Genomic DNA, 25,202 nt, shown 5'->3' with positions numbered 1-25,202 from the left:
CCCCTTACCCTACCGATATGATTTGCGGTTGGTCCATGCGTGCTTCATCCACTTCGTGATTAAGGACTTCTGCAATATGCATAATCTTAATCTTTTTCCCATCACGATTGAATTTACCCCCGATATTCATCAGGCAACCCATATCCGCACTAATTAAAATTTCTGCGCCTGTATCAATCACATCGTTCATTTTTTCCGTCACCATTTGTTCAGAAATAGCTGGCATTTTCACTGAAAACGTTCCGCCAAATCCGCAACAATTTTCAAGATGTCCTAAAGGAATCATTTCTAATCCTTTCACATGATCCAACAAAACAAAGGGTGATTCTCGTTCATTTAAAATTCGCGTCATATGACAAGAACGATGATAAGTGGCTTTCCCATATAGCGTTGCGCCAACATCTTTGACCCCTAAGACACGATAAAGAAACTGACTAAACTCATAAGTTCGCTCAGCTAAACGTTGTGCTTTTGGTCCATAAATAGGATCATCTGCTAAAAATTTGTGGTATTCTTTCATCATGCCGACACAAGACCCCGCAGGTCCCACCACATAATCGGCACCGTCAAAACTATCAATTTGATTCTTAAGCGTTGTCGTGCTCTCTGTCACATAGCCACTATTGTACGTTGGCTGACCACAACACGTTTGGCTTGTTGGTAAAACCGTTTCACAGCCATAACGTTCCAAAACCTCTACCATTGCTTGCCCTACATTTGGAAAAAGTAAATCCACCACGCATGTCGAAAATATACTCACTTTCACGCAAAATAACCTCCTCGTTTTCTACGAAAAGGCTCCATGAAATTAATTGGGCGGCTGTCATTAAAAGTCACTTGGCTGTCGTCTCTAACTACTTCACAGTGCCTTTTCAACAAATACGTTATTTGTAACAAAAATCGTTTTTTAAAATGATTCTTATACAATAATTATTTTACCAGTATCTGGTTTTAACAGCAAACGATTCCAGAAATTTTGTGCATTTTCACACAAAAAAGGAGGCTTTTTTATAAAAGTTTCTTTTAACCCCTTTGAAATTCGTTTTTTCTGAAGAAAAGAGTGACGAAATTTTGAAATTTTGGTAAACTAAGAAAAAACGAGAAACGAGGGCCATGCATGTTCATTTCATTTAACATGTTTATTCTATTAATTGTTGCAACGATCCTAATGATTTTTCTGATTATCTATTTGACAGTCACTGGAAATGATAAAAATAATAAAAAGAAACAAAAGAAAGAAACAAAAAGAACTACGCCAACTTTAAACAAAAAAACAACTGTTCCCCCTTCTCAGAAGCCAAATGTTGTGACTGATGTTGCAAAAAAGAGCGAGCCGGAAAAGCAAACCGTACAACGAACACAGCAACTAACCACTAGAGAGGACGAGACTTCTCAATTTACACGAAGCCAACGTCATAAATGAAAATGGGACATAAGTCGAGATGACTTATGTCCCATTTTCTAATTCTTAAGATAATCAGCTGAACAAAAAATCCGCTAGTTATTTCACTTTTTCTTTTAATTAATGATAGTTTATTCTTCTTTTCAGGTGTATACTAAATGATTGAAAAGAGACTTTAACTAATTAGGAAGAGGTGATTTTTTGTCTGCAAAGCGGTTTATTCAATTATTCATTTGTTATGCTATTTCAATGATTGTCGCAATACTTTTAACGGACTTATTTAATTTCTCGAGTCCTATAGCTTATTTAGTAGTGGCTAGTATCATCGGCTATGTAGTCATTACTGTTCCATTAACAATTATGACTCTATTAAAAAATAAAAATTAATAAAAAAATTGAGCGATTTTAATCACTTAAATTGCTCAATTTTTTTATTTTCATAATATTTTTCACTTATTTTTTCATTTTCATTGACAGAATAGTTGTAATTGTCAGAAAATTGTATATAATAAAGAAAGTTATTTTCATATTATTTTTTTCAATTAAAGGAGAATCCTATGAGTGAAACACAACAAACAACCTTAAAAAAACAATTAAGCTCGCGCCACATTACGATGTTAGCCTTAGGGGGAGCGATTGGCGCAGGTCTTTTTAAAGGAAGTGGCGAAGCAATTGGTATTGCTGGTCCTTCTGTTTTAATCGCCTTTCTAATTGGCGGTGCTGTTCTCTTCATCGTCATGAGTGGTTTAGGAAAACTCGTTTTAGATGGCGGAGACACACATCATGGTTTGTCTGGCTTAGTTCGACCATTTTTAGGTGCACATTCTGCTGACTTTATTGATTGGGTTTATTATTCCATGTGGACAATTAATATTATCGCAGAAGCGGTTGCCGCAGCTTCCTTTTTACAACTTTGGTTTCCTAATATTCCTGCTTGGTTTTTTGTTTTCATTTTAGCTATTTTAACGACGCTCATTAATCTTTACTCGGTTCGTTTATTTGCAGAAACAGAATATTGGTTGGCGTTTGCTAAAATTAGTGTCATCATTTTGTTAATTATTTTTGGTGTTTATCTGGTGGGACAACAAATGCTAGGCAGTGGTGTCTTCCCTACTTTACAAAGTATCACCGATCATGGTGGCTTCGCCCCACATGGCATGAAAGGTATTGTTAATTCTTTATTAGTAGTTATTTATTCTTATGGCGGTTCAGAATTAATCGCGATTACTGTCAGTGAAGCAGATGATCCTAAAAAAGCCATTCCTAAAGCGATTCGTGGTGTGATGGGACGGATTATTTCCTTCTATATCATTCCATTATTCTTACTTTTGATTATTTTCCCTTGGAATACATTAGCAGGCACAACGGTGAGTCCATTTGTTATGGTTTTTGAAAAAATGAATATTCCTTTTGCTGCTGACATCGTAAATTTTGTGATTATTTTAGCCTTGTTTTCTTCTATTAATTCTGGGGTATACGCCTCTTCTCGCCTTTTATATTTTCGCTTAAAAGATAAAAAAGGACCCATGAGTAAACTAGCGGTTTTAAACAAGCACCAAGTACCTCAACGTTCAGTTTTCTTCTGCGCTAGTGTTTTATATCTGGGCGTTATTCTTTCTTATTTTGTTGGCGATGAATTATTTGGTTACTTAGCCGGTTCTCTCTCTTACACTGTCTTGCTAATTTGGATTTTAATTAGTGCTGCGGCGTTTGTTCTGTCTTTAAAACGAGGGTCTCTCTTTGAAAAAAGTATTAATCTCCTTGCTTTAATCATTTTAGGCCTCATCTTTATTGGCATCTTATTTACGAATTCGTTAGGCGTCACTCTTTTAACAGGCCTACTGTACTTTGTTATTTTCTTTAGTTATCGTAAGAAAAATGATTCCTTTCTACTCTCTGATGAAAGCTAAATAGACCCAAAAAAACGAACAGTTTTGTAAGACAACTGTTCGTTTTTTCGATGTTCCATCTCCTTCTTCTTTTGCTATGCTATTTTTGTAAATTGTTAGGAGGAGAAAAAATGAAAAAAATCGGCGCTATTTTATTTATTGGCTTATTCATTGTTGGTGGTTATACAGGCTATCGTTATTATGCAGATACATATAAGGGTGAAAAAGCCTATGCACAAGTTCCTCTAGAAATTCCTGAACGAAAACAAACAGTAGATGACAATCAAAAAAGCATAGATGGCCAATATTCTTTACACTATCGACTAACTTTTGTTAAAAGTAATGGAAAAACACAAGTCATGGATTACGAACGGACAGACAAAAATCCTCAACCTTTGGAACCAAATGCTTACATAGAAGCAACCATTAGTAAAAAAAGAATCATCCAATCTCCTGTCAAAATTGATAAAAAAGAGATTCCAGAAAAAGCTTTCGCACAATTAAATAACCGAAAAACAACCAGCGATAATTAGTCATCGCTGGTTGTTTTTTTACATGGAATCGCAATTAATTCATAAATAATGGTACGCTGATTTTGCTTAATTTCATGAGAACCAAAAATTTCTTGTACGCGTCGTTCTAAAATTGGAACTGACCATTGTTCTTCAAAATAGCTGCGGAAAAAGTCTTTTGAAATAGTTTCTGATGCTTCAAAGAAAAATTTTTTTGTGAAAAAAGGTCGCTGTTCTTTTTTTAGAAATGCTTTGTATTTTGCCATCCAATTTAACTGCGGGTTGCTCTCTTGCTCAAAAGGAGAAAACAACGAATCTTGCTCTTCCACTAGCCGAAATATAAGACACCATTCCTCACTTAATTGGCACAATGCATTAACTTTTTCCGGCGTATCCAAAGCAGGGTTCATCGCTGAAAAAACGACTTGAAATTTTTTCCCAGTCTCAATCAGTCTTTCTTGGCTTTGGTGAAGAAAAACAACGTTGCTTTGTGCTTTTGCTTCCGCAATCTCCAACATTCTCTGAGAAATATCGGCTAGCGTATACTCCGTGACTTGCTCTTGAAAAAAAGGTAAGTATCGTCCTGTCCCACCTGCGATATCCAGAAATGTCTGACACGGAAAAAGACCTTCTTGGACCAAGAAATCACGTAATTCTCGAGCAATTGGAAATGGCGATTCTTGTTGAATTTCTTCATATTCTTCTGCAAATTCATCCCAAAATTCCGCCAATTCTTGCTCATTATTATTCATCAACAATTGCCCCTTTCTCTCAATTCTTATAAAAAGTGTAGCAAAAGAAGCGCCAAAGAGCTAACAAGTTCACTCATTTAAATCAATAATTTCATCCACAAATCGCAGGGTTTTAGGTCGATGAGTAACCAAAATAGTCAACTTATTGTGGGTAAATTTTTGTACTTCTTGTAACACTTTTTCTTCGGTCTTTTCGTCCAATGCGGAAGTCGCCTCATCTAAAATAAGGATCTCTGCTTGTGTAAATGCTAAGCGCGTGAAAGCAATCCGTTGTTTCTCGCCACCAGAAAAATTCATTCCTTTTTCACTCACAATAGTGTTTAAACCTTCCGGCAACCGTTCATAAAGTTCCCCCAACTGAAAACGATACATAGCTTCAATTACTTGTTCATCAGAAATTTCTTGATTCAATACAATATTTTCTTTTAACGTTCCTTGAAATATTGGCACATCTTGCGATAAATAAAAAACTTTTTCATAATAATCTTCCAAATTGAATTGTGTTAGAGGAAATTGATTCACATAAACTGTCCCCTCTGTCGGTTTCAATAATCCTAAAATCAATTTAATCAGGGTAGATTTGCCTGTCCCACTTTTTCCAATCAAGCCATAGGTTTTATTCATTGAAAATTGTCGATTTTGTTGGGACATAATCGTTTGACTATCTACGCTAAAACACACATCTTTTAATGAAATTGTTTGAATTTCAGGTAACGCTTTGCCGGAAACCGCTAAATCAGGATCATCTTCTTTTTTATAAAAATCTTCCAAGCGCTGATAGGCTACTTTATCCAAATTATATTGAACAAATAAAACATTAAATATGGCTATCGGCGTATAAATTCGATCGATATACATCACTATCGCTACAAGTCCACCTAAACTTAACGTCACGACGTTAGTAAAACTAAGTACGACAATACTTACTTTGATTAGTGCGACTAACAAGGCAAAAAAGCCAAAGAAAAATTCATGGATCATAGTCATTTTTGTTATATTTTGACTATTTTCCTCTGCCATTAACGCGTAATTTTCAATCTCTTTTTTATATTTTCCATTAATTCTAAAAGTTACTAGTTCTGTCATCCCTCGTATCAAAGTAGCATTCATTGCTTCTTCGGAAATAAGTGTTTTTTCTTTCATGTTTTGTAGCGTTTTCAAAAGTATCTTGGTTAAAATAAATACAATCACATAACCAATTAGAATTGCTGGCAGTAATTTTTTATCAATCAATGCTATGAAAAATAAATTAAATAACGTCTCTGGAATTAGCTCTCGAAATAAGCGCCCATAAAAATTCAAGTGGATATTTCTCCCAGCTGCTGCACCAACTTCTACTTTTTGTAGTAAAGCTCCCGCTCCCAGTTTTAGATATTCTTCATAGGAAATCTTGCTCATTTTTATTAAACTTAATTTCTTCAAATAGAAATAGATGCCATTAGTTAAGTAAGCTTTCGGTTTCTGTTCACAGTAAGACAATAGCGGAATTAAAATAATTGTTGTTCCATACGCTACTAACAACCCTAGTTGGAAACTTTTTTGATAATGATCTAACAACTGTTGAAAAAAATAAATTGCTAAAGCACTACATAATGAAACAATCACGCCAATCAAAATGTACCAAGTGAAGCTTTTCCGAAAGTGCGACCATATTTTTTTAGTCATTTACTCCCTCCTTTTCGAGCATTATATACCTTACTGTAGCATAGTTTTTGATTGGCGCCTATCAACAATTTATCTCCAGATAATAGAAAAGCCCCCCAGCGAAAGCTGGATGGCTTTTCTATTGTTAATTCTTTCTGATTTGTAGATAACTTACACCTAAAACGGCAAATGTACTTGCCAGTATTCCTGCTATTAACATAAACGGTGTTTTTGTTGTGCCTGTTTTGGGAAGTTCTCGTTGCCCGTTTGCTTCATTTAATTTTTGAATTGGTTCACTAAGCAGTTGGGGAACCAATTGTGGGCTTCCTTCATTTTTCAATGTATTTAATGGAGCGTTTAGTATTTGTGGTTGATTTTTTGATGTAACATTTTTATTTGTCTCCACAGTTGTTTCTGTGGATGGCTGTTTTTTCTCAGTTGTAGTAATTTCTTTTGTTGGTGAGACATGGACTTCTGGTTGACTGCTTTCTGCGGTTTCTGTTGTGCCGTTCTCTTCAGTTGTTACGCTTGGTTTTTCAGGTATGATTGGTGCAATTGTACCTAGTGTTTCACTTTCATCTGGATTTTCTTCTTCTGTTGGCGACACATGGACTTCTGGTTGACTGCTTTCTGCGGTTTCTGTTGTGCCATTCTCTTCAGTTGTTACGCTTGGTTTTTCAGGTATGATTGGTGCAATTGTACCTAACGTTTCACTTTCATCTGGATTTTCTTCTTCTGTTGGCGACACATGAACTTCTGGTTGGCTGCTTTCTGCGGTTTCTGTTGTGCCATTCTCTTCAGTTGTTACGCTTGGTTTTTCAGGTATGATCGGTGCAATTGTACCTAACGTTTCACTTTCATCTGGATTTTCTTCTTCCGTTGGCGACACATGAACTTCTGGTTGGCTGCTTTCTGCAGTTTCTGTTGCGCCTGTCTTTTCACTTGTTTCTGTTGCCTGTTCCGAAGTAGGTGTCTTTGGTTCCCATTCATCTATTGTCTCTAAAGGAATGTCTAGACTTTCTTCTGTTGGCATTTCCACATTTTGATTACCGCTTGCCTCGCCTTCTACAAAAACATTTTTAACCTGTGATGTATTTTTTTCATTCGTTGCGTCTTGATTGTTTAGTTGATAATTGATGTCATAACTATTTTCAAATGTTGCTTGATGTTGGCCTGCTTCTGTGATTGTCGAAGTGTAACGGACGATAAAGGAAGTAAAGCGTGCTTTATCCTGATAAAAACGTAAATTAAAGTCGTTATCTGTCACAAAGTCAATTTTGCCATAACCTTGTTGCTCAAACTCGGCAAGTGAAATATATTTAGTTTCTTTGTCATTCACAATATCAAATGTAAAACTCTCTTTATTTAATTGTTGACCACTTCCTTGTCGATCCGCAATTGAAATATCTTCTGTGACATCGGATTTATTGAGGTTCACATTTAAAAACCAACGTACTTGATTTGACTCTCCAGCCAAATCGCCTACTTTATAAAAAAACGGATAGTCTCGCTCAATTTGGCCAGTCTCTGTGTTAGTCACTCCTTCAATCGTCAAACGTTGAGTCGCCGTTGCTGTTCCGAAATCCGTTTCTATCACGTTCGGTTGCGAACTATTGGTGATAAGCGTTTTAATCCCGAAAGAAAAATGCCCATTCACATTATGTAAAGATTCAACTTTTTCATTAAATGTTGCTACAACATGATCTTTATAGATAAAAACTTCCCCTAAACCATTTAAATTGATTTTTCGTGGTGAGCCATCGTTCTCGGTCATTCCAACTAATGCATTTGGTAAAGTTAAAGTAATAGTATCTCCAGGTTTTATTTTCTGATTTTCTTTGTCACTAAAAGATACTTTAATGGAGGTCATCTCCCCTTGATATAAAGTAGTGTGATCTAATTCTACTTTGTCAACGATTGGACTTTTGCTCAATTCGGCGCCAAACGAAATTGGACCAATCAATAACGCCCCCGCAATTGGTAGAATCATTACCAACAGTAACACTAAAAATTTTACACTTTTTGTCATAAAAAATTATTCACCCTTCTTTTCTCTTATTTTTTCCACTTAGTGGTCTTTTTCAGAAGTTGACAATAGCAAAAAGATATGTCTCGTACAATATTAATGCTCATTTAAGTAGCCTTTTTTTTAAATTTCTAATTCACTTCCTAAGGAAAACGTTTTATTATGGTAGTTACATTAGATAACATTTGTTACAAAATATCTAATGCTGCCAAGTTTGAGTTGCATAAATAACATATTTCGAACCAATAATGAATAAAAATACTTATTTCATCCTCATTTTGTTTCCCCGGCCATTTATTCTTGTTATAATAAAGTTTATGAGATAAGGAGGAAAAGAATGAAAAATTCATATTTTGACGGTGGTTTAGCCACGTATATCGGGACTTCAATTTTAGCAACCTTGATTACTGTCTTTACATTAGGCATTTGCGCACCTTGGGGAATTTGTATGATGTACAACTGGAAAATCAAGCATACCGTTATTGATGGTAAACGCCTTTATTTTGACGGTACAGCTATGCAATTATTCGGTCATTGGATTAAATGGCTTTTATTAACTATAATTACTTTAGGAATTTATGGTTTTTGGTTGAATATCCGTTTGCAACAATGGATTACAAAACATACCCACACACTTTCATAAAAAGAGGATGGATGAACTGAGTTACGGTCCATCCTTCCTCTTTTTATGAATATCTAACAGAGTGTTATCCTACTCTTTGAAAAAATAAGGAATTTATGCTATACTTTGATAAGTATCAAGGGATACTTATGTTATTTCGGGGGCGTTACGGATTCGACAGGCATAGTTGAGCTTGAATTGCGTTTCGTAGGTTACGGCTACGTTAAAACGTTACAGTTAAATATAACTGCTAAAAACGAAAACAATTCTTTCGCTTTAGCTGCCTAAAAACCAGCTAGCGAAGATCCTCCCGGCATCGCCCATGTGCTCGGGTCAGGGTCCTAATCGAAGTGGGATACGCTAAATTTTTCCGTCTGTAAAATTTAGAAGAGCTTACCAGACTAGCAATACAGAATGCCTGTCACTCGGCACGCTGTAAAGCGAACCTTTAAATGAGTGTCTATGAACGTAGAGATTTAAGTGGCAATATGTTTGGACGCGGGTTCGACTCCCGCCGTCTCCATAAGGTACAAAAAGAAAGAGAACGTTAGAAATTTCGCGCTGTTACAGTGTTTTGAAAGGATTCTAAACGTCCTCTTTTTTATTTTGACCACACTTTAAAGCCTATTCTTTTTTGGTGAGCCTGATAATTTCTGAAATATCGTCAATTTCCAAAGCATCAGTGATTCTTTCAATGTGTGGCAGATAAATTTTTCTCGTTTTTCATTAGCCAGCTTGTTAATAATTGAAGGTTCCATATCAGATAAGCGGGCTAACTCTCTTAGAGAAATTTCTCTGTTTTTCACAAGCTCTTTTAAGCCTATTTCTACTTTTCTATCCATTGTAGCCACATACTTTGTTTTCGGTAGATTTATCTTTTTGACTAGTCTGTAATTCAACCTTTTAATAAATTTGTTAAATAGATAATTGGTTTCGCTCAAATCCTCAAGTTCATTTGCAAAGGTAAGAGTTAAAAATTTTGTTTGGCTGTCGAAATTCATATTGATTAGACGCCGAATATATTGTACCTTGTTCTTATAGTAATTTTCTCTTTTTTTCCTAGCTTCAATTTATGACAGTTCATTTTTCTCTAAATTTATACTGTTCGATTTTCGCTTATTTTCAGTAGTATAGCCATAGATAACAGGAACAGCATAGAAATAAATTTCACAACTTCTAGGAATCAAAAAAAGTTGTACATTATATTCTGACATAGCATCACCACTTTTATAAACATTATTTTATTGGTAAATCGCTCTTAAATACTTATATATCATACCACCTTCTTTCATGAACTGTTTTTCTCCAGATGTTAGACTATTATAGATTTAAAAAATTTGGATATGAAATTTCTGATTAAAATATTTAATAAGAAGATTGATGAGGAAATCAAGAATTTAAAAAATTGATGTGAGATAGGTACATTCCAGAAATGGTAACAACTAAAAAACAACGAAAAAGAATTTTCCCTTTTTCGTTGTAAAATTACTATTCTTCATCAATTTCCTTGTTAAATACTCCTGTATTTAACATATTGATAAAATTAGCTAGTTTTAATTTTGGTGGTAGTTCTGCAGAATTTTCGATGACAATTTTTAACCAAGGATACTTATTTACAAATAAATTTTGCTTTCCTTCTTGCTCAGATACTTCTTTAACTTCTGCTAAAACAAGAAGCATAACAGGGTAACGTTCATTTTCACTAAGATTTATATAATTTACTAATGCTGTCATAAATTCTTGGGCTTGAACATACTCAGAGAAGAAAGTGTCTGGGAAAATAAAAACTCCTTCTTTTTTACCAAAATGTACTTTTATCTCACAGAGTTCTTTTTTAATTTCTGCAGAATCAGCATAAGCATAGGATTTAACAAAAATATCTTTGTCAGTTACTTGATTTAAAGCACGGTTAAATGTTTTAGGTCCTCGGACAACAACATCACTTTTTTCTTTTAAATCAGATAACTCTTCAGTTCCAGTCCCTCTTGTTAAAACTGCATCAATATGCTCATCTTCTTCATTACCTGAATTGCTAGTAGTTCTGTTAGGAGTTGTTCTAGGAGTTGTTCTACCACTAGTTTTTTTCTTATAAATGCTGTTATAGAGGTAATCCAATCTAGTGTCTGATTCATCTTCTCCTATGGAAACAGATACTTCTCCAATTTTTTTACTCTTTAATTTTGTTGGGTTTCGTTCAAAGTAATGTGGACATTCTTCTAAATGATTTTCATTTCTATGGGTTCTCAAAAAGTTTTCATTTTGCCCATTTACAAAATCTAATCTTGCTGAACAGCCAATTGTTGAACAACTCAACAAATGTTTTATTTCTTCGAAATTTATAGAATTAGATATTTACTCAATAGACAAAACTCTCTTATCTTGTTCACAATATGCTTCGTTAATACTTGCCATACAATTATCCTTTCTTTATTAGTTACATAGCAAAAAAATTGGGACTCCTGTCTTGTTAAGATTTACACTCTGTGTTATCATTACTTTTGTCAATTAAGATAATAACACCAATAAGTGTAGCAACGTTTGCTATGCTATTTCTATTTTATCACGAAATTTATTCAATTTAAATAAGTTCTGACCTCTGACCACTTTTTGAACTGCTTTCAAATGAAAAGTGGGTTCATTTTCTTGTTTTATAGTGCTGTAGAAAATCTAAATGCCTTGACAACAATGAATTTCTGTTTAAATGGTTTATGATTCCCGCCGTCTCCATTTTTAGAAAAGTAGAGAAAAACAAAAAAGAGCTAAAACCTTATAAAATAAAGGTTTTAGCTCTTTTTTTCTATAAGCAAGAGAAGGCTCGTTACCTCCTCTTACACTTCCTAACACATTATCTTTCTAAAACCACTTCATTTTCTTTTTCTATTGGTGATTTTGGGTATTGCATAGAACATGGCTAAAAATATTATTGTTATCAAAAGAGTTTTTAAGATTTCAATTTCTCCTGAATCTATCCAAGTATACACAAAAGCGATGATAAAAGTAATTACTATTTCCGTAACATGATCTTTTAAATTCATTAGCTTAGCCCACATTGAACTGCCCATAAAGCTAGTTGTCCAGCTACAATAATAGCATTCGTCTTTAACCCATTGGCTTTAGCGAAGCGTAATACAGTCACTGCTAATTCTTTCCAGGCTTTCTTTTGTGCAGCTTTTACAATTGCGCTGATACTAATCATTGCAAAAAACTCATCTTTGATTTTGTTAGCAACGCAACTTCCTAATGCATTCCAATTAAAACGTGCTTGAACTACTGTTGAAGCATCAGAAATATTTACATTTAACTCTTCCTCAACTGAAGAAATCTCTTGCTGAGCAAAATTATTTTTGACATAGTTTTTAAAGTTATCTTCCGTCACTCCATTCGCATACATTTCTTCCAGTCCTTTTGCTACAGCCTCAACTTCTGAATCCTCTAGCTGGTCAGATGCATAAACACTTGTACCAGCGCTGATAAAAATACCTAATGTCATTAGTAATGCCATCGCCAAACAAAAAAATTTAGCCTTTTTTGTCACCTGTAATTCCATAAATAAATCCCTACTTTCTTTTTCCTTGTTATAATCATAACAAGGAAAAAGATAATTTATCATCAAAATCCCTATTTGATGCTTATATTTTCCTATATATCCTAGAGCTGATTTTTCTCACTAGTGATCACATCAATTTGAACTAATGATTCAAAAAAAGACACAGGTTATTTGAGGTACGTTCGAGGTAATGCTAGGTTCTATTTTGAAAACAACGCAGCTCTCTTGAAATATTTTTTGAGCTTGTCTAAACCTTCTGAAACGAATATAGAAAATAAAAAAAGAGTCCCCTTTCTCAAGGAAACTCTCAATTGCTAAGTCAAAATAACTTCACGTTATCTAAATCTTTTAAATCAATCCTATGGTTCGCGGAACAAAGGAGCTAAAAACTTAATAGAATAAATCGCACAAATTCCGACAATAATATAGATAATTTTTGCTAATGGTGTGGTTGCACCGCCACTAATTGTTGCAACTAAATCAAAATTAAATGCACCAACTAATAACCAGTTTAAACCTCCGACAATCAATAAAATTAAAGCAATAATATCCAGATATTTCATTTTTAACACTCCTTCCAAATTTGATAAGCCAAGAGTAACACGTTTATTCTTTATTTACGAAAATAATGATTCAGGAAAAAAACTTTTTTCAATTATTTTCTCGAATCATTTTTTCGTTATTAAGAATTTTATGATATAACTAAAGAGTAGACAAAAACAGATTCATTATCTCTGATAAGAAATGGTGGTTTATTATGCGTGCTAAGTTATTTTTAATTTTGCGGAATCGAGTGTTATCCCGTGTTGTCTTTGTCATTCTATTTTTACATGTGCTTTTTACCACAAATGATTTCACGGTGTTGCTGCTCCTCTTACTATTGAATTATTTACTCACGCTTGAGGATAGCGCGAAAAAAAACAGAAAAATCCAAACTTGGCAGGAATTTAAACAGTCGATTGATTGGCCCTTTGTCGCTTTTTATTCAGGGCTTGCTCTTTTAGTTATTTCGTTAATACTTCTGTTTCTCTGGTTCAATTATGCACGATAAGGAGGATTAAAAATTGAAAAGCTATTTTTTTACTCTTTTTTTTAGTATGTTTAGCCTTTTCGTCATACTACTTTGGTTTTCTGGATATGATAGTAAGGGATTTCTATTGGCCCTTACAGATTTTCTAGGTTTTTCTATTATTCACCAAACGCCTGTGCTGGATACTTATTATTCCCAGCAGCCTTTAACAACCAGAATGTTGATTTCTTCTGGGCTTCATTTTTGTACTTATTTTTGCTTAGGTTTGGTCATTGATTTACTACGTAAAGGGTTTAAAAAAATAAAAACATAGTCACTTTTATTATACGAATCGTTAATTTCCATGCTTTCTGGTCGTCTTTTTCCGCCGCTTGTACCAGATAATGAAGCCGCTAATAATTAACGCACAGGCAATTAAAAGTAATGTCCATAATAGTAAATTTTGTTGTTGTGCCACTTTTTTCATCCCCGCTGCTGCTTTTTCTGGTTGATATGGGATACGATGTCCTCGAACTAATAACCGATGACTGTTTATCATATACGGTGTGCAAGTTAATAAAGTGACGAGATCTTGGCCAGACTCAATGTGTAAATCTTTTGTATCAGTTGGTTCAACGGTTTTTATTTGATCTACTTGATAAGCAAGCGTCTTCCCATTAACTTCGATATAAAATTCATCGCCTTTTTTTAATTCTGGCAAATCTGTAAATAATTTGGCTTGAGGGAGACCACGATGGCCTGAAATGACCGCATGTGTATTCGCACCACCTGTAGGATAGGAGGTTCCTTCTAACAAGGAGCTTCCTTTTTCCAATAGCAATGCATTCGTTTTATCAAAAATTGGTAAACGGACATTTATTTTTGGAATGGTTAAAACACCAATCGTATGACTTTCAAAATAGGATTTGTCTGGTTTTTTCGTTGTTTTTTGCGTTTCAGAAAAAGGATCTAATCCAGGATTGCTGCCTTTTTTCGCTAATTCTTGGTTTTTCTTTTCCATTTTTTCTTGAAGTTCAGCCATTTCTTTGGTGTTTTCTTGGCTTGCTTTTGCTTGATAATGAGCGATAATTTGTTGATCCAGATAGTTATTTAATGCATCGCTAACAAAAGGATACGCAAATGCACCTATTCCAATAATCAGTAAAAGAATCATAAAACCATCAATGATACGACGTTTCTTTTTTGACTTCATTGCTTCCTCCTTAAAAATAAAGCATGAAAGCCTGGGACAGTGATTGGCCCAGGCTCTTTGTTTTTCTAAAAATTTCTTCGGTGATGCTAGAAATTAAGCATTTTCTTTTCTACGTCTAGCAAAGTAGACTCCTGCAATAAGTAGCAAGACTGCGCCACTTCCTAAGTAAACGTAGATTCCTTTGCCACCTGTTGAAGGTAAGGTACCTTTGTGTTTGTTTGGTACTTTTTCTGGTGAAACTAGGTTTTCTGTTGTGCCATATGATTGTTCATTGACCACAAATTCAATCCGATTTGTTAACAAGACATAATCATCAGGAGCTACAGTTTCTTCTAAATAATAGGTACCGTATTTAAGCCCTGTGATATCAACTAATCCATCAGCCGTTGTTGTAAAAGTAGTTGCTTCAGCTTTTGTTTTCACCCAAGTTGCTGCTTTCGTTGTTTCATCGATTTTCAAATAATTTGCTGTGTCGCTGTTTTGATCACGGACGACAAAGGAAGCTCCCGCCAAGGCTTGTGTCGCTGTCACATCGCCATCGACTTTAATGAAACGTTTCCCACCTGTCACCACTTCAACAGTTGGTGGTGTTTGGTCGTCGGTATGACCGTTATCAACATTCGCCTCATTTTTAAAGCCTTTCGTAGGATCTGCTTTTTCATTTAAATGCATAAAGTAAACGAATTTTAGTGTGCCGCCTGGTGTTAGCGTAGGAATATACGCTGGATTAACGGCGACAGTGAAGCCATTTGCTTGTTCAGTCACTTGATAATTTTCAGGAGCGATCATTGTATCCCCATCATATAACGCATAGGCATACTCTCCAGAAGTCACGTTATCAAAAGTTAAGGCTGCATCATGTTTATCAACTAAATTGAATTTGACGTATTTATTAGCGTCGCCTTCTTTGTCTGCAATCCCCAATGGAATATTTACAGAAATTTGATATTTAATTTTTTCGCCAATTGCCACATCTTTACCATCTAAGTTTGGTGTTGTTTTATCAACTTTAGAGGTATCATTTTTGACTGTTTTTTCAACAGGTGTTTGATTGTTTGCTTCAATTGTAAATGGTGTTTTTGTTTGATTTTCAATTAATTCTGCATTATTTGGAGCTTTTACTTCTTCTAAAATATACGAACCAACCTCAAGATTTTTAACTGTTAATTCTCCCGTTCCATTCTCTGCTTCTGTAAAATCATTTTCGCCAATTTCATAACTTTTCCCAGTAATAAAGCGTTTTGCTTGTTCTTTATCCGTTGTCCATGTATATAATCCATCTTTGACTCCTTGGATATATTTTACTGTGCCTGGTGAGCCTTCGCTTTTGGAAATAACAAATTCTGCACCATTTAATCCTTCATTTTCAGCAGTTCCTACTTTTTTCACATGTAAACTACCATCATTGGCTACCACATTTTTAGGATAAATATGAACAATCGCTAATTCTTCTGTTCCATATTTATAGGAACCATCTGCTTGCTTGATCATTTCGTAAACTGGGAACGCCACCACCATATTCGTAGCAGCAACTACACCCTCTTTTGGTTCTTCTTTAATGGTATACACTGCATCTTTACCATTTTGTTTTTTAGGTAACTGAACAGTGACATTCCCATTTGCATCGGTGGTTCCTTGAGCAACAGGTTTCCCAGGAGTTAAACTTTGGACAGCTTGTTTAGCTGCATCAACGCTTGCGCCTGCCGCTCGTTGCTCGTAAAATTCGCTCGTCACGTTATAAATACTAAACGTCACATCTGCCAGTCCTTGATATTTATCAAACTCGCTCATTTCTTTCCCGCTATTTTGAATAAGCGGATCTGGTAAATCCGTCATTTTCTTTTTGTGAATCACGAGCTGTGCGCTCTCCCCATTTTCTTCTGCAAATGCAGTTGTTGTCCCTAATACACTCGTGAAAAGTGGCAAAATTAGTAACAAGGTACTAACGGTGTACCAAACTTTTTTTAATTGCTTCATTTTCTCTCTCCTCTTTTTTGTTTTTGATAAAATAGCCAAATGACTACCAGCCCAATGATTAGCAGGCCTGCAATCGTCAACCAAATAGAACGTTCTTCATTTGTTTTTGGTAAGAAGCCTGACTCTTTTACTTTTTTATTGATTACATGTAACGGTGCTGTTCGTTGTCCGTTCGTTGCATAAGAATTTTTTTCCACCGTAAAAGGAATTTCTGTTTGATTCAGAAGATAACCTTTTGGTGCAGAGATTTCTTCCAAGAAGTACTGGCCATCTTTTAAGCCTTTAACTGAAAATTCACCGGCTTGATTAGACGTGAATTTTTTAGCTAATGCTTTTTCTTTTTGCCAACGATACCCGTTTGCTGTTTCATTGAGGTATTCCCCCGCTTGATTTTTGACGATAAAAGCAGCCTCTGGCAAGGTGATTTTCGCATTTTCACTATCAACTTTGACAAAAGACTTGCCGCCTGTACGAACTGCGGCTCTTTTAGTCAAGGTATGCTTGTCCGTGACTAATTGTCCTTCGTTGTTAATCGCAGTGTCTGGTTCAGCGGTCTTTTCTAAACGCATTTGATACGACACAGTCATTGTTTGATTTGCAAAGTTTTGTAAGTCTTTAATTGAAAAATCAAGCGTAAATCCATGCTTTTGCGTCGTCAATGTGTAACCTGTAGTAACTGTTTTTCCAGCCACTTTTACCTCAATTGATTCTGGTAAAAGTGTCAACGTTGTATCCGCCTTATCTGACAAACGGAATTCCTGATATCCTAAAATATTCGCTGGAATCTGAGTCGTTAACTGATAGTTAATGTGCTCTCCTTGATTAAAGCCTTGTTGCTTATCGAGTACCGTTTTTTCAAGTGGTGGTAAGTCATAGGCATTTTCTTCATTTTTTGGATATAAATGAATATGCGTTAACGATTGCCCTTGTGGATCTTGAACAGGCAAAATCACTACTAGGTTGCTAGCTTTTTCCTTTACCACTTCTGGTGCTTCCGCTTCAACAAATAAATAGGCTTTATCTCGTTGCTGCGAATCTTTGCTAGCTAATGAAAAAGAAACCACTCCATCTTCTCCATTTATTGTCTGTGTTTTATCTTCTGCGATCGGTTTTCTATTCATTGCACCGGTTTCTGCTAATTGACGCTGTGCCTCTTGGACCGTTTTTCCTTCAGAACGAAGCTGATAAAACGGATCCGTCACATCATAGACTTGATAAGTGACGTCATTTAAGCCCCGATAATTTTGAAGCAGCGTTCCCTCTTCCCCTGTGTTTTGCTGCTGTTCTGGTAATTGACCATCAGGGAACAATAATTTGTGCAACGTAACTTGAACGCTTGCTTGCGATGCCTCTGCTAATGCTTGCTGTGAAAACCCGAAAAGAGCGAGTAGCATGACGCAAATACTTAACCAACGTGCGTTTTTCATTGATTACACACTCCCTTCTGGTCGTCTAATAAAGAGATAAACACCCGCTATCACGAATGTACTAATCGCTATCAAGTAAAACCACAAGCGTCCTATGCCACCAGTTTCAGGTAAAGGAACCTTTGCTTGGTTCGTAACATCTAAAGTAATTTGATTATTCTTCTCTCCAGAAATTAAAACATCTGCTACTTTTTCCCCATCTATCGTGACTGAACCATCTTCACGAATTATTAATTCGATTGGTTCTTTTAACCCCTGATATCCTTCTGGCGTAAAGGTTTCTGTTAGGACATATTTCCCTGGTTTTAAGTTTTCAAAAACAAAAGTATCCGTTTCTTTGCCATCTTTTGGTAATTCAATATCCGTATCTGGTCCTGTTAAACGGAATTTCGCTCCTTTAAGTGGCGTCTGATTATCGGCTTTTTTATGAACCGTTAAGTCAAAAGGTTTCAAATGATTTTGATGTGTCAGTGTCCATTCTGGCGCATTTTCTTCAATATTTTTGCCTGCATAGTGAATTTCCCCATATTTATCAACAGTAAATTCATAATTTCCAGCAAGAGTGTCGTAGCCTAATGGTCCTGATTGTTCCACCATTCGATACTCACCAGGTTCACTAATTTTAAAATAGCTCAATCCTGCAGTATCTGTTTTTTGAGTTGCCACAGTTTGGTAACTTCCTTGAGCATTTTTTCTTTGCAACGCAAAAGTCGCCTCTGCTAAGTTCACTTGTTTGCCATTTTGCATGGTGTATTTTCTAATTCTGATTGGCAAAGAAGAAAATTTATTTTCAATTTCCAATGGAATAACTTGATTTGTGGTGGTCACTTCTTGTCCATCGATGCTTACTTTGCCTTGCTCATTCACCTCAATTTGCCAAGTCGTTTTCTTACCTAACTCATGTCCTGCAGGTGCTTTTACTTCAGTTAATGTATAGCGTTCCCCTTTTTGTAGGCGCACATCTTTTGGCAAGGAATAGCTCCCATCTTTATTGTCCACTAATGTTGTTTGAACATTTTTACCACTCAATTCAAAGACGGCTCCCACTAAGTTTTTCTCACCTGAGGAAGAATTTTTGATTACTTTTAAATCTAATGGCTTGAACTGCTTCGTGTTTTTCCAAGTAGTATCGTCGATTTTTTCTTGACTGTAACCAGGAACTGCTAATTCACGGGTTGTTTGATAATTGAAAGCTTGTCCTTGATTGTTGTATTGGGGAAGTCCAAGAACTTCTTGATAGCTTTCATCCGCGGTTTTGGAAAGTTGGGTTACATTTTTGCGCTCCCAACTATTGCTGGTATCATTTTCTGGTTTTGATAATTTAATATACCCAGTTTGCCAGTTGGCTGTGTCAGTTACTTGCTTTCTACTAATTTCATAAATCACGTTATCTGGCCGACTTATTGGGTCTTGATCATACTCTTCCCAGATTTTTTTCACGTTTAACTTCACGCCAGGTGCTTTTCCCGAAGGAACCCCAAAATCAACTTTTTCAGGGGCCGTGGCTAATGGCTGAAACGTTGTCCGACCATTCATTTGATACCAAAAATCAGGTTTGAAGTTTTCTGACTCTGTTTGAATACGTACTTGATAATGAATTTGAATTTCTTGCCCTTTACCCAAATAAATCTCATTACTATTAATTGTAGCGCCTGTTAGCGACACTTCTGGTAATGTTTGAACCTGAACAGGACCCACACTTTTCATTGATAATGTATTTGGCTCGTATTTAAAAGGTTCAGCAATTGGATCAACTACTTTTCCGTTTACAACCGTTCCTGAAATCTGAACGGCTTTTTTCGCTAAATAATCAGAAATGTCTGGTGCATAATCCGCGGATTCATAATAAAGGTCTCCATTTTCATCGGCTGACACCATCTCACGCATTTTATCTTCAACTTGTTGTTTAGATAAATTAGCTCGTGGATCGCTTTGCAATTGAATGCCCAATCCATGTATTTCAATCCCACGTTGTTTTAAGGCCATTGCCTCACCTATCGTGGCGATAAACGTACTGTTAATCCGTTTATTGATATTGTTTTGATCTGGCGCATTATAGCTACCAGAGATATAAGAAGTGCTACCTGGTTGATCTTGTCGATTCGTAAATTGTGTCCCGTAAAAGCGACCATCCGCCTCTGTTTGAACTCGACTCACTTTATAAGAGAAGGTTGGGACGCCATCCGTTAAAAGTACAATGACTTTCTTATGTCCATTTGGCGTTGCTAACATATCACCAGCATCTCTTAATGCTTTTTGAGTGAAAGTTCCTCCTCTAGTGCTACTTGGCGTAATATTTTTAATTGGATTTTTGACTGTATCAAACGGTCCCATTTGAATGGCGTTGTTATTATAACCGTCACTTGAGTAGCCAACATAGCCCATGTTGATGTTATTGGTAATACCGCTATCTGCCAATGTATCAACAAAACGGTTCACTCCTTTTTGAACTTCACCAATCCGATTGTTTTCATTCATACTTCCGGACCAGTCAACGACTAAGACCAAATCCAATGGCGTGATTTCTTTCTGAACATTCCCACGCACATTAAGATATACATCAAAAAGCCCTGGTGTTGTTGTTTCTCTAGCATATTTTCGGATGGCATAATCGGCTTGGTCTCCTGTACCGCCATACTCAATATAAGAATTTGTGCGATTAGTAGGGTCCCCATTCCAACTCGTTTGGCCGTCCCATTGTGCACTACCGTCTTTATTCCCTTGATGGTTTAACACATTTTGATTGCCTGTGGGCTGCCAATTAGCTGTCGGATAAGTCCCAGAATTATCCGTCGTGTATTGTGGTGCAATTAAAGGCAGTGCCAGATTCGCTCTCAAAGTAGCTGGCGCCATTCTTGCTTCTGCAAATGGATTGGTTACCTCTTCTGTTGCGGTCGGCTGTTCTGTTTTTTCTGGAGCCGAATCATTTTTGTTAGTTTCTTTCGTATTTTCTGGTACAGTTATTTTTTCTGGTTCAGTTGATTCTTTAGCAGAATCCTCTACTGTTATTTTTTCAGAAGTAACTGAAACATCATATTCGTTGTTTTCATACAATAACTTAGGTGGCTGAGCTGTTTGAAGCGAACTTTGCTCAACAGCTAACGAAAGCTGTACCGGCTTTTTTACTTGTGCGTCCAAAGTCAGATAAAGCGTACCATTAGTCACTTGGTAAGAATATCCGTCTTTTTCAATTACAGCAGTATCCATGAACTGTGCATTTTTCAATTGAATTTCTCGTTGTAATGGCTGCTCTGTTTGGTTGAGAAGATTTAACTCGATATTAATATTCGTTTTATCATTCTCATCTGTTATCATTTGAGCGGATGTAATTTCAACTTCTTTGGCTGTTTCTGCATAGCCAATGAGCGGTATGAAATAGGATGAGACAAGTAAAAAGACTACGCCGAAAACCCCAAATTTCTTTAGTAATTTAATGTCTGTTCTCTCCTTTCTTTTATGAATTAACAGTTAAATTAGAATTGCCTAGCACGTAAAATTTCATTATTCTAATCTGATAATTATTATACAGAGAAGGAGCTCATTAAATCACACCAGCTTTCATACCAAGCGGTTTCATTTCTGAAATTGCGTTATTGTTTCGATGATTGTTTCATTAAAGTAAAGGACTTGGGAGGAAACAATATGATTAGGTTTTTAGAAAAAAATTATCGGAAAATGGAAGAAATCATTCGTGTCTTATCCATTTCTGATAAATGGATGACTAAAAAAGAACTTGCAAAATATATTGGTAGTTCTGAGTCTACTTTTATTCGTTATATTGAGGAGATTAAACAGCGTTGGGGCGAAAGTTTAACCATTAAAACATCGCATAAATTAGGCTATCGTTTAGAAAACTTTAATGTGTCCTTATATTTAAACGTGCTGACGGATATGGCAAAAACGTCAACGACCACCCAATTGCTCCATGAGTTTATCCAAAATCCTGGCAAAACCATCGAATATTATTGCGATACCATTAATATTAGTCGCTCTTCTTTTGCTCGAAAATTGAAGCAGTGTAATCAGGTCTTGGAAACTTACTCTCTTCGCGTTATCGTTGATCAAGGCTATCAATTAACTAGCCAAACAGAAGAATTGCCTTTACGTATTTTTACAACCTTTTTCTTTTTAATGTATTATGGTCATTATGAATTGCCTTATCAATTAGATAAGCAGGAAATCAAACAATTAATGCGCCGTAATCAATGCCAATTAAATATTATTAGTATGGATAACAGTTATGAACACGATTTCTTTATTATGTATTTTATTGTTGATTTATTAAGAGAGCATCAAGGATTTCAACAACGTTTCCAGAAAAAAACAGATAAAAAGAGTCCAATCAAAATGGAAGATTATCTTTTACTCAGTCGTCATTTTACTGGGCTCAGCCGTGAAACCTATCGAGAAGTTCTCCGGTATTTTCAAAGAGGCGCTTTTCAGCAATACTACTCCGAAGACCAAGAAGTCATCAGTCAAAGAATACGTGAAAATTTAAAATTTAATGCTTTTTCACAGATTGAACAATTAACAGAAGAAGTCGTCGACTTCGCTGTTCACTTGTTAACCTGTCTTTATTTGTTTTCTCAATTAGTGCCTTTTGACACCTCCGAATTGACACAAAGGGCCACCTTTTTCACTCGACAAATTCATTTTACTCAGCTTCACTTATATGCACGATTAAAAGCAGAATTGCATTTCTTTTCCGCTCTTTTAGAAACAAATCTATTAAACTATTCATCTTCTTATATTTTTTGGTTGCTTAATACTTTTCCAGAAATTAACCAGAGTTTCGACTCAAAAAAGATTTTGATTATTAGCGACATGGGCCTGAATCATAGTCAATATATTGGAAACTATGTCCACGATATTTTAGCTTTGCATCGGATTCGTTCAAATACGTTAGCAATTACGGAAGAACAATTAGGTGACCATCGACTCGAAGAATTTGACTTGATTATTACCAATCAACCAATTATTGAAACCAGTGTTCCAAGTATTTTAATTAATGATGCTATCTTATTTTCTAACAAAAGAGAATTGCTCGATTTATTAAACTTTTAACGTCTTAATGGTTTTCCCTATCTACCAAAAAGATAGCCCTTTTAGCAAGAACCGCGTAATGTGAGGTGCCATCATACAGAAGATATTTTTATTTTTCTGAAATAAAAAAGAAAATAGGACATAAGTCGAAATGACTTATGTCCTATTTTCACTCTTAAGATAATCAGCTAAACCAGCAAATTAAATTTCTGATTGATTCACTGGCCATCTTGTGTGACTTTTACTTGGCAAAATTAATGTAATGAAGATCACTAAAGTACCGATAAAAGGAAGTAAATAGAATAAAATCCACCAGTTACTGTGGTCGCGATCATGCAATCTTCTTGCTCGAACAGTAAAGTTTGCCAACCAAATTAAAGCAGTCAGCAAGAAAAAGATAATGGTCACAGTATTCCATTCTTTAATGATTGTTCCATCATTGGGTGTTACTTCAATATATCTGTAAACGCCCGTAATTGCTGAATAAATCCCTAACACCAAATAATTAATTAATTGTGGCCACCAATATTGTGCTCGTGTTGCTGACGCATTCATTGTTGTAATATTATTCCAGTATTCTCTATACGCGTTAAACATATTATCACCCCCGCATTAACTATTACAGAAGTCTTTCGTTTTGTCAAAGAATAACGTTATTTTATGCCGCTTAATGACACGTCCATGTGCCTTCCTTAAACTCACACGAAGCTGACTCTTCAGAAGAAGGAGTTAATGAAACTAACGGTTGCTGTTGTTTTTCTTCTGCGAGAATTTTTTGAATAGTTTGGCTGATTTGCTGTTTCGGTACTGCACCATTAATTAAATATTTTTGATTAATGATTAGTGCGGGAACTCCTTGTAGACCATAAGCAGAAGCTAGCGCGAAATCTTCTTGAACCGCCGTCCAAACAGCCTCGGAAGCAACAGCTTCTTTCCATAAAGCAAAATCAATCGTTGTCTCTTTTACTAGCTCCTCAATTACTTCTGGCTCTTCAATATTTAAACTTCTCATAAATAAACCTTCTTGTAACTTATCAAACAGTAACCAATAGGTGTCTTGGTTGCCAATGTATCCAGCTGCTTTTGCTGCTAATAATGCATTCTTTGATGTTGGAAAATCAAATCGTTGCTTCCTCATCCCTTCAATATTAAAACGATGCTTTGAATCGTTTTGATTGGCATGCACCCAATGCGTCAAAACTTCTTCTTTTACTGCTGCTCGTGAGCCAAACATTGTTTCAAAATCGTTTGCTGACCATCCTAACGCAAACGACCGATGAATCAATTCAATTTCAGGAAATTCTTGTTGAATCTCATGCATGCGGTCAGACATTGGAAAACAAAAACTACAAATAACATCATGGAAAAATTCTATTTTCATCCTTCCCCTCCAGTAACTCTTTTTTCAAAACAGATTGAACTAAATTTACCATTTTACTTACTAAAAGTAAACAAATGAAGCCAATTAAAAGAAAAAGGTGAAACAAAATGCGCTGTGGCTTTTGTCTCACCTGTTCTATCTACTTATTCTGATATGTCCATTCCATTACCCGCTCACCATTCGTATCTAATTCACCATTAAATACAAAACCGAGTTGTTGATACAACCGAATTGCTGAGCTGTTCGTATCATAAACACTCAAGTATAGCTTGTTTGTTTGGTATTTTTCTATTAGTTTTAACATTAAAAGTCGACAGGCTGCTTTCCCATAACCTTGTCCTTGGAACCGTTGATCAATTAAAAAGCGGTCTAGCCAAATGCGCCCATCTTGCCAACGTCCATACATGGCATAGCCGATTAATTGATTGCCGTCATAAATACCTGCCGATTCCCATTCTGGAAATTGGTCCGATTCTTTTAGATTTTCTGCCATTGATTCAATGAAGGTTTGTTGTTCAGCGAAAACTTGTAGGTTTTCCACTGCTTTACGATTATCGCTTGTTACTTTTTCAAAATGTATTTCCATTGTTTTCACCTAATTAGTTGTTATTTTCTGCATACTTGTATTCTTTCTTGCTTCTTATTTTAACATACTTATTTCCCTTTGCTTTCTCTAACTTTCTGTGATTATACGTTTCTCTTTTTTATGGGAAATCTTCCCTATAAATGGAGACTCTTTTCAAGAGATTTCTTTTTAC

Annotated in this window: 23 protein-coding genes, 1 other RNA gene and 1 pseudogene; 9 read left to right on the top strand and 16 right to left on the bottom strand. The window is 35.6% G+C overall.

Translation table 11 applies throughout. The features are described 5' to 3' along the window. Nucleotides 1-4: 4 nt before the first annotated feature. Nucleotides 5-766 carry a (Fe-S)-binding protein gene (locus IGL36_RS04545; protein WP_002360596.1) on the bottom strand — a complete coding sequence of 254 codons (762 nt, stop codon included), beginning with the start codon at nucleotides 764-766 and terminating at the stop codon, nucleotides 5-7. Between the two features lie 369 nt (nucleotides 767-1,135). Here IGL36_RS04545 and IGL36_RS04540 point away from each other — a divergent pair, with 369 nt between their 5' ends. The 4 genes from IGL36_RS04540 to IGL36_RS04525 all read left to right on the top strand — a co-directional run bounded on the left by IGL36_RS04540 (nucleotide 1,136) and on the right by IGL36_RS04525 (nucleotide 3,824). Beyond that, a complete protein-coding gene (locus IGL36_RS04540; protein WP_002405250.1) occupies nucleotides 1,136-1,423 on the top strand; it encodes a hypothetical protein in 288 nt (95 codons plus the stop codon). A gap of 180 nt (nucleotides 1,424-1,603) precedes the next feature. After that, on the top strand, nucleotides 1,604-1,789 hold the full coding sequence (locus tag IGL36_RS04535; protein WP_002358046.1) for a hypothetical protein: 186 nt from the start codon (nucleotides 1,604-1,606) through the stop codon (nucleotides 1,787-1,789). Between the two features lie 170 nt (nucleotides 1,790-1,959). Then, nucleotides 1,960-3,312, top strand: coding sequence for an amino acid permease (locus tag IGL36_RS04530; RefSeq protein WP_002382100.1), 1,353 nt, complete (start codon nucleotides 1,960-1,962; stop codon nucleotides 3,310-3,312). A 110-nt stretch (nucleotides 3,313-3,422) separates the two neighbouring features. After that, a complete protein-coding gene (locus IGL36_RS04525; RefSeq protein WP_002358048.1) occupies nucleotides 3,423-3,824 on the top strand; it encodes a YxeA family protein in 402 nt (133 codons plus the stop codon). Here the strand turns inward: IGL36_RS04525 and IGL36_RS04520 are convergent. The 3 genes from IGL36_RS04520 to IGL36_RS04510 form a co-directional block, all read right to left on the bottom strand. Next, complete coding sequence (locus IGL36_RS04520) at nucleotides 3,821-4,555, bottom strand: class I SAM-dependent methyltransferase (protein ID WP_002397783.1); 735 nt, start codon at nucleotides 4,553-4,555, stop codon at nucleotides 3,821-3,823. The two genes, IGL36_RS04525 and IGL36_RS04520, sit on opposite strands and share 4 nt — an antisense overlap. Before the next feature lie 69 nt (nucleotides 4,556-4,624). Next, nucleotides 4,625-6,220, bottom strand: a complete 1,596-nt coding sequence (locus IGL36_RS04515; protein ID WP_002397782.1) for an ATP-binding cassette domain-containing protein — start codon at nucleotides 6,218-6,220, stop codon at nucleotides 4,625-4,627. 124 nt (nucleotides 6,221-6,344) lie between these two features. Then, nucleotides 6,345-8,228, bottom strand: a complete 1,884-nt coding sequence (locus IGL36_RS04510; protein WP_029888233.1) for a collagen binding domain-containing protein — start codon at nucleotides 8,226-8,228, stop codon at nucleotides 6,345-6,347. A 334-nt stretch (nucleotides 8,229-8,562) separates the two neighbouring features. Here IGL36_RS04510 and IGL36_RS04505 point away from each other — a divergent pair, with 334 nt between their 5' ends. Both IGL36_RS04505 and ssrA read left to right on the top strand, forming a co-directional pair. Next, a complete protein-coding gene (locus IGL36_RS04505; protein WP_002360604.1) occupies nucleotides 8,563-8,868 on the top strand; it encodes a DUF898 family protein in 306 nt (101 codons plus the stop codon). 138 nt (nucleotides 8,869-9,006) lie between these two features. Beyond that, nucleotides 9,007-9,373, top strand: a transfer-messenger RNA (tmRNA) gene (gene ssrA, locus IGL36_RS04500). 98 nt (nucleotides 9,374-9,471) lie between these two features. On the opposite strand, the pseudogene IGL36_RS04495 reads toward ssrA, so the two are convergent. From IGL36_RS04495 to IGL36_RS04475, 5 genes and pseudogenes are all read right to left on the bottom strand, one after another. Continuing rightward, a pseudogene (locus IGL36_RS04495) lies at nucleotides 9,472-9,689 on the bottom strand (helix-turn-helix domain-containing protein). 646 nt (nucleotides 9,690-10,335) lie between these two features. Beyond that, nucleotides 10,336-11,160 (bottom strand): hypothetical protein, encoded by an 825-nt coding sequence (locus IGL36_RS04490; RefSeq protein WP_002391597.1) that lies wholly within the window; start codon nucleotides 11,158-11,160, stop codon nucleotides 10,336-10,338. Nucleotides 11,161-11,711: 551 nt separating this feature from the next. After that, nucleotides 11,712-11,897, bottom strand: coding sequence for a hypothetical protein (locus IGL36_RS04485; protein ID WP_002384733.1), 186 nt, complete (start codon nucleotides 11,895-11,897; stop codon nucleotides 11,712-11,714). Further along, a complete protein-coding gene (gene entV / locus IGL36_RS04480; RefSeq protein WP_002358120.1) occupies nucleotides 11,882-12,394 on the bottom strand; it encodes an enterococcin EntV in 513 nt (170 codons plus the stop codon). The genes IGL36_RS04485 and entV overlap by 16 nt, the downstream gene beginning before the upstream one ends. 359 nt (nucleotides 12,395-12,753) lie before the next feature. Further along, entirely contained in the window at nucleotides 12,754-12,957 is a 204-nt protein-coding gene (locus IGL36_RS04475; protein ID WP_002381996.1) for a DUF378 domain-containing protein, read from the bottom strand. A 194-nt stretch (nucleotides 12,958-13,151) separates the two neighbouring features. On the opposite strand from IGL36_RS04475, the gene IGL36_RS04470 reads away from it, so the two are divergent. Beyond that, nucleotides 13,152-13,445, top strand: a complete 294-nt coding sequence (locus IGL36_RS04470) for a hypothetical protein (RefSeq protein ID WP_002358125.1) — start codon at nucleotides 13,152-13,154, stop codon at nucleotides 13,443-13,445. 13 nt (nucleotides 13,446-13,458) lie between these two features. Next, nucleotides 13,459-13,737: a hypothetical protein gene (locus tag IGL36_RS04465; RefSeq protein WP_002363681.1), complete on the top strand. Its 279-nt coding sequence runs from the start codon at nucleotides 13,459-13,461 to the stop codon at nucleotides 13,735-13,737. Between the two features lie 21 nt (nucleotides 13,738-13,758). Here IGL36_RS04465 and srtC read toward each other — a convergent pair whose 3' ends face one another. The 4 genes from srtC to ebpA form a co-directional block, all read right to left on the bottom strand. After that, on the bottom strand, nucleotides 13,759-14,616 hold the full coding sequence (gene srtC / locus IGL36_RS04460; protein ID WP_002360607.1) for an Ebp pilus assembly class C sortase: 858 nt from the start codon (nucleotides 14,614-14,616) through the stop codon (nucleotides 13,759-13,761). A gap of 93 nt (nucleotides 14,617-14,709) precedes the next feature. Continuing rightward, a complete protein-coding gene (gene ebpC / locus IGL36_RS04455; RefSeq protein WP_002358127.1) occupies nucleotides 14,710-16,593 on the bottom strand; it encodes an endocarditis and biofilm-associated pilus major subunit EbpC in 1,884 nt (627 codons plus the stop codon). Further along, the gene (ebpB, locus tag IGL36_RS04450) at nucleotides 16,590-18,020 is read right to left on the bottom strand and encodes an endocarditis and biofilm-associated pilus minor subunit EbpB (protein ID WP_002371618.1); all 1,431 of its coding nucleotides are present in this window, start codon (nucleotides 18,018-18,020) and stop codon (nucleotides 16,590-16,592) included. The genes ebpC and ebpB overlap by 4 nt, the downstream gene beginning before the upstream one ends. A 3-nt stretch (nucleotides 18,021-18,023) precedes the next feature. Beyond that, nucleotides 18,024-21,488 (bottom strand): endocarditis and biofilm-associated pilus tip protein EbpA, encoded by a 3,465-nt coding sequence (gene ebpA / locus IGL36_RS04445; protein ID WP_002371619.1) that lies wholly within the window; start codon nucleotides 21,486-21,488, stop codon nucleotides 18,024-18,026. A gap of 174 nt (nucleotides 21,489-21,662) precedes the next feature. Here ebpA and IGL36_RS04440 point away from each other — a divergent pair, with 174 nt between their 5' ends. Further along, nucleotides 21,663-23,084 carry a helix-turn-helix domain-containing protein gene (locus IGL36_RS04440; protein WP_002382000.1) on the top strand — a complete coding sequence of 474 codons (1,422 nt, stop codon included), beginning with the start codon at nucleotides 21,663-21,665 and terminating at the stop codon, nucleotides 23,082-23,084. A 180-nt stretch (nucleotides 23,085-23,264) separates the two neighbouring features. Here the strand turns inward: IGL36_RS04440 and IGL36_RS04435 are convergent, their stop codons facing one another. The 3 genes from IGL36_RS04435 to IGL36_RS04425 all read right to left on the bottom strand — a co-directional run bounded on the left by IGL36_RS04435 (nucleotide 23,265) and on the right by IGL36_RS04425 (nucleotide 25,030). Continuing rightward, nucleotides 23,265-23,660 (bottom strand): DUF805 domain-containing protein, encoded by a 396-nt coding sequence (locus IGL36_RS04435; RefSeq protein ID WP_002358131.1) that lies wholly within the window; start codon nucleotides 23,658-23,660, stop codon nucleotides 23,265-23,267. 70 nt (nucleotides 23,661-23,730) lie between these two features. After that, nucleotides 23,731-24,444: a DsbA family oxidoreductase gene (locus IGL36_RS04430; protein ID WP_002369662.1), complete on the bottom strand. Its 714-nt coding sequence runs from the start codon at nucleotides 24,442-24,444 to the stop codon at nucleotides 23,731-23,733. A gap of 139 nt (nucleotides 24,445-24,583) precedes the next feature. Further along, nucleotides 24,584-25,030, bottom strand: coding sequence for a GNAT family N-acetyltransferase (locus IGL36_RS04425; protein ID WP_002397743.1), 447 nt, complete (start codon nucleotides 25,028-25,030; stop codon nucleotides 24,584-24,586). Nucleotides 25,031-25,202: the final 172 nt, after the last annotated feature.

Origin of the sequence: Enterococcus sp. AZ011, assembly GCF_050548355.1 — a bacterium.
Classification (GTDB): Bacteria; Bacillota; Bacilli; order Lactobacillales; family Enterococcaceae; genus Enterococcus; species Enterococcus faecalis.
This window is presented reverse-complemented; position numbering and strand designations above follow the sequence as displayed.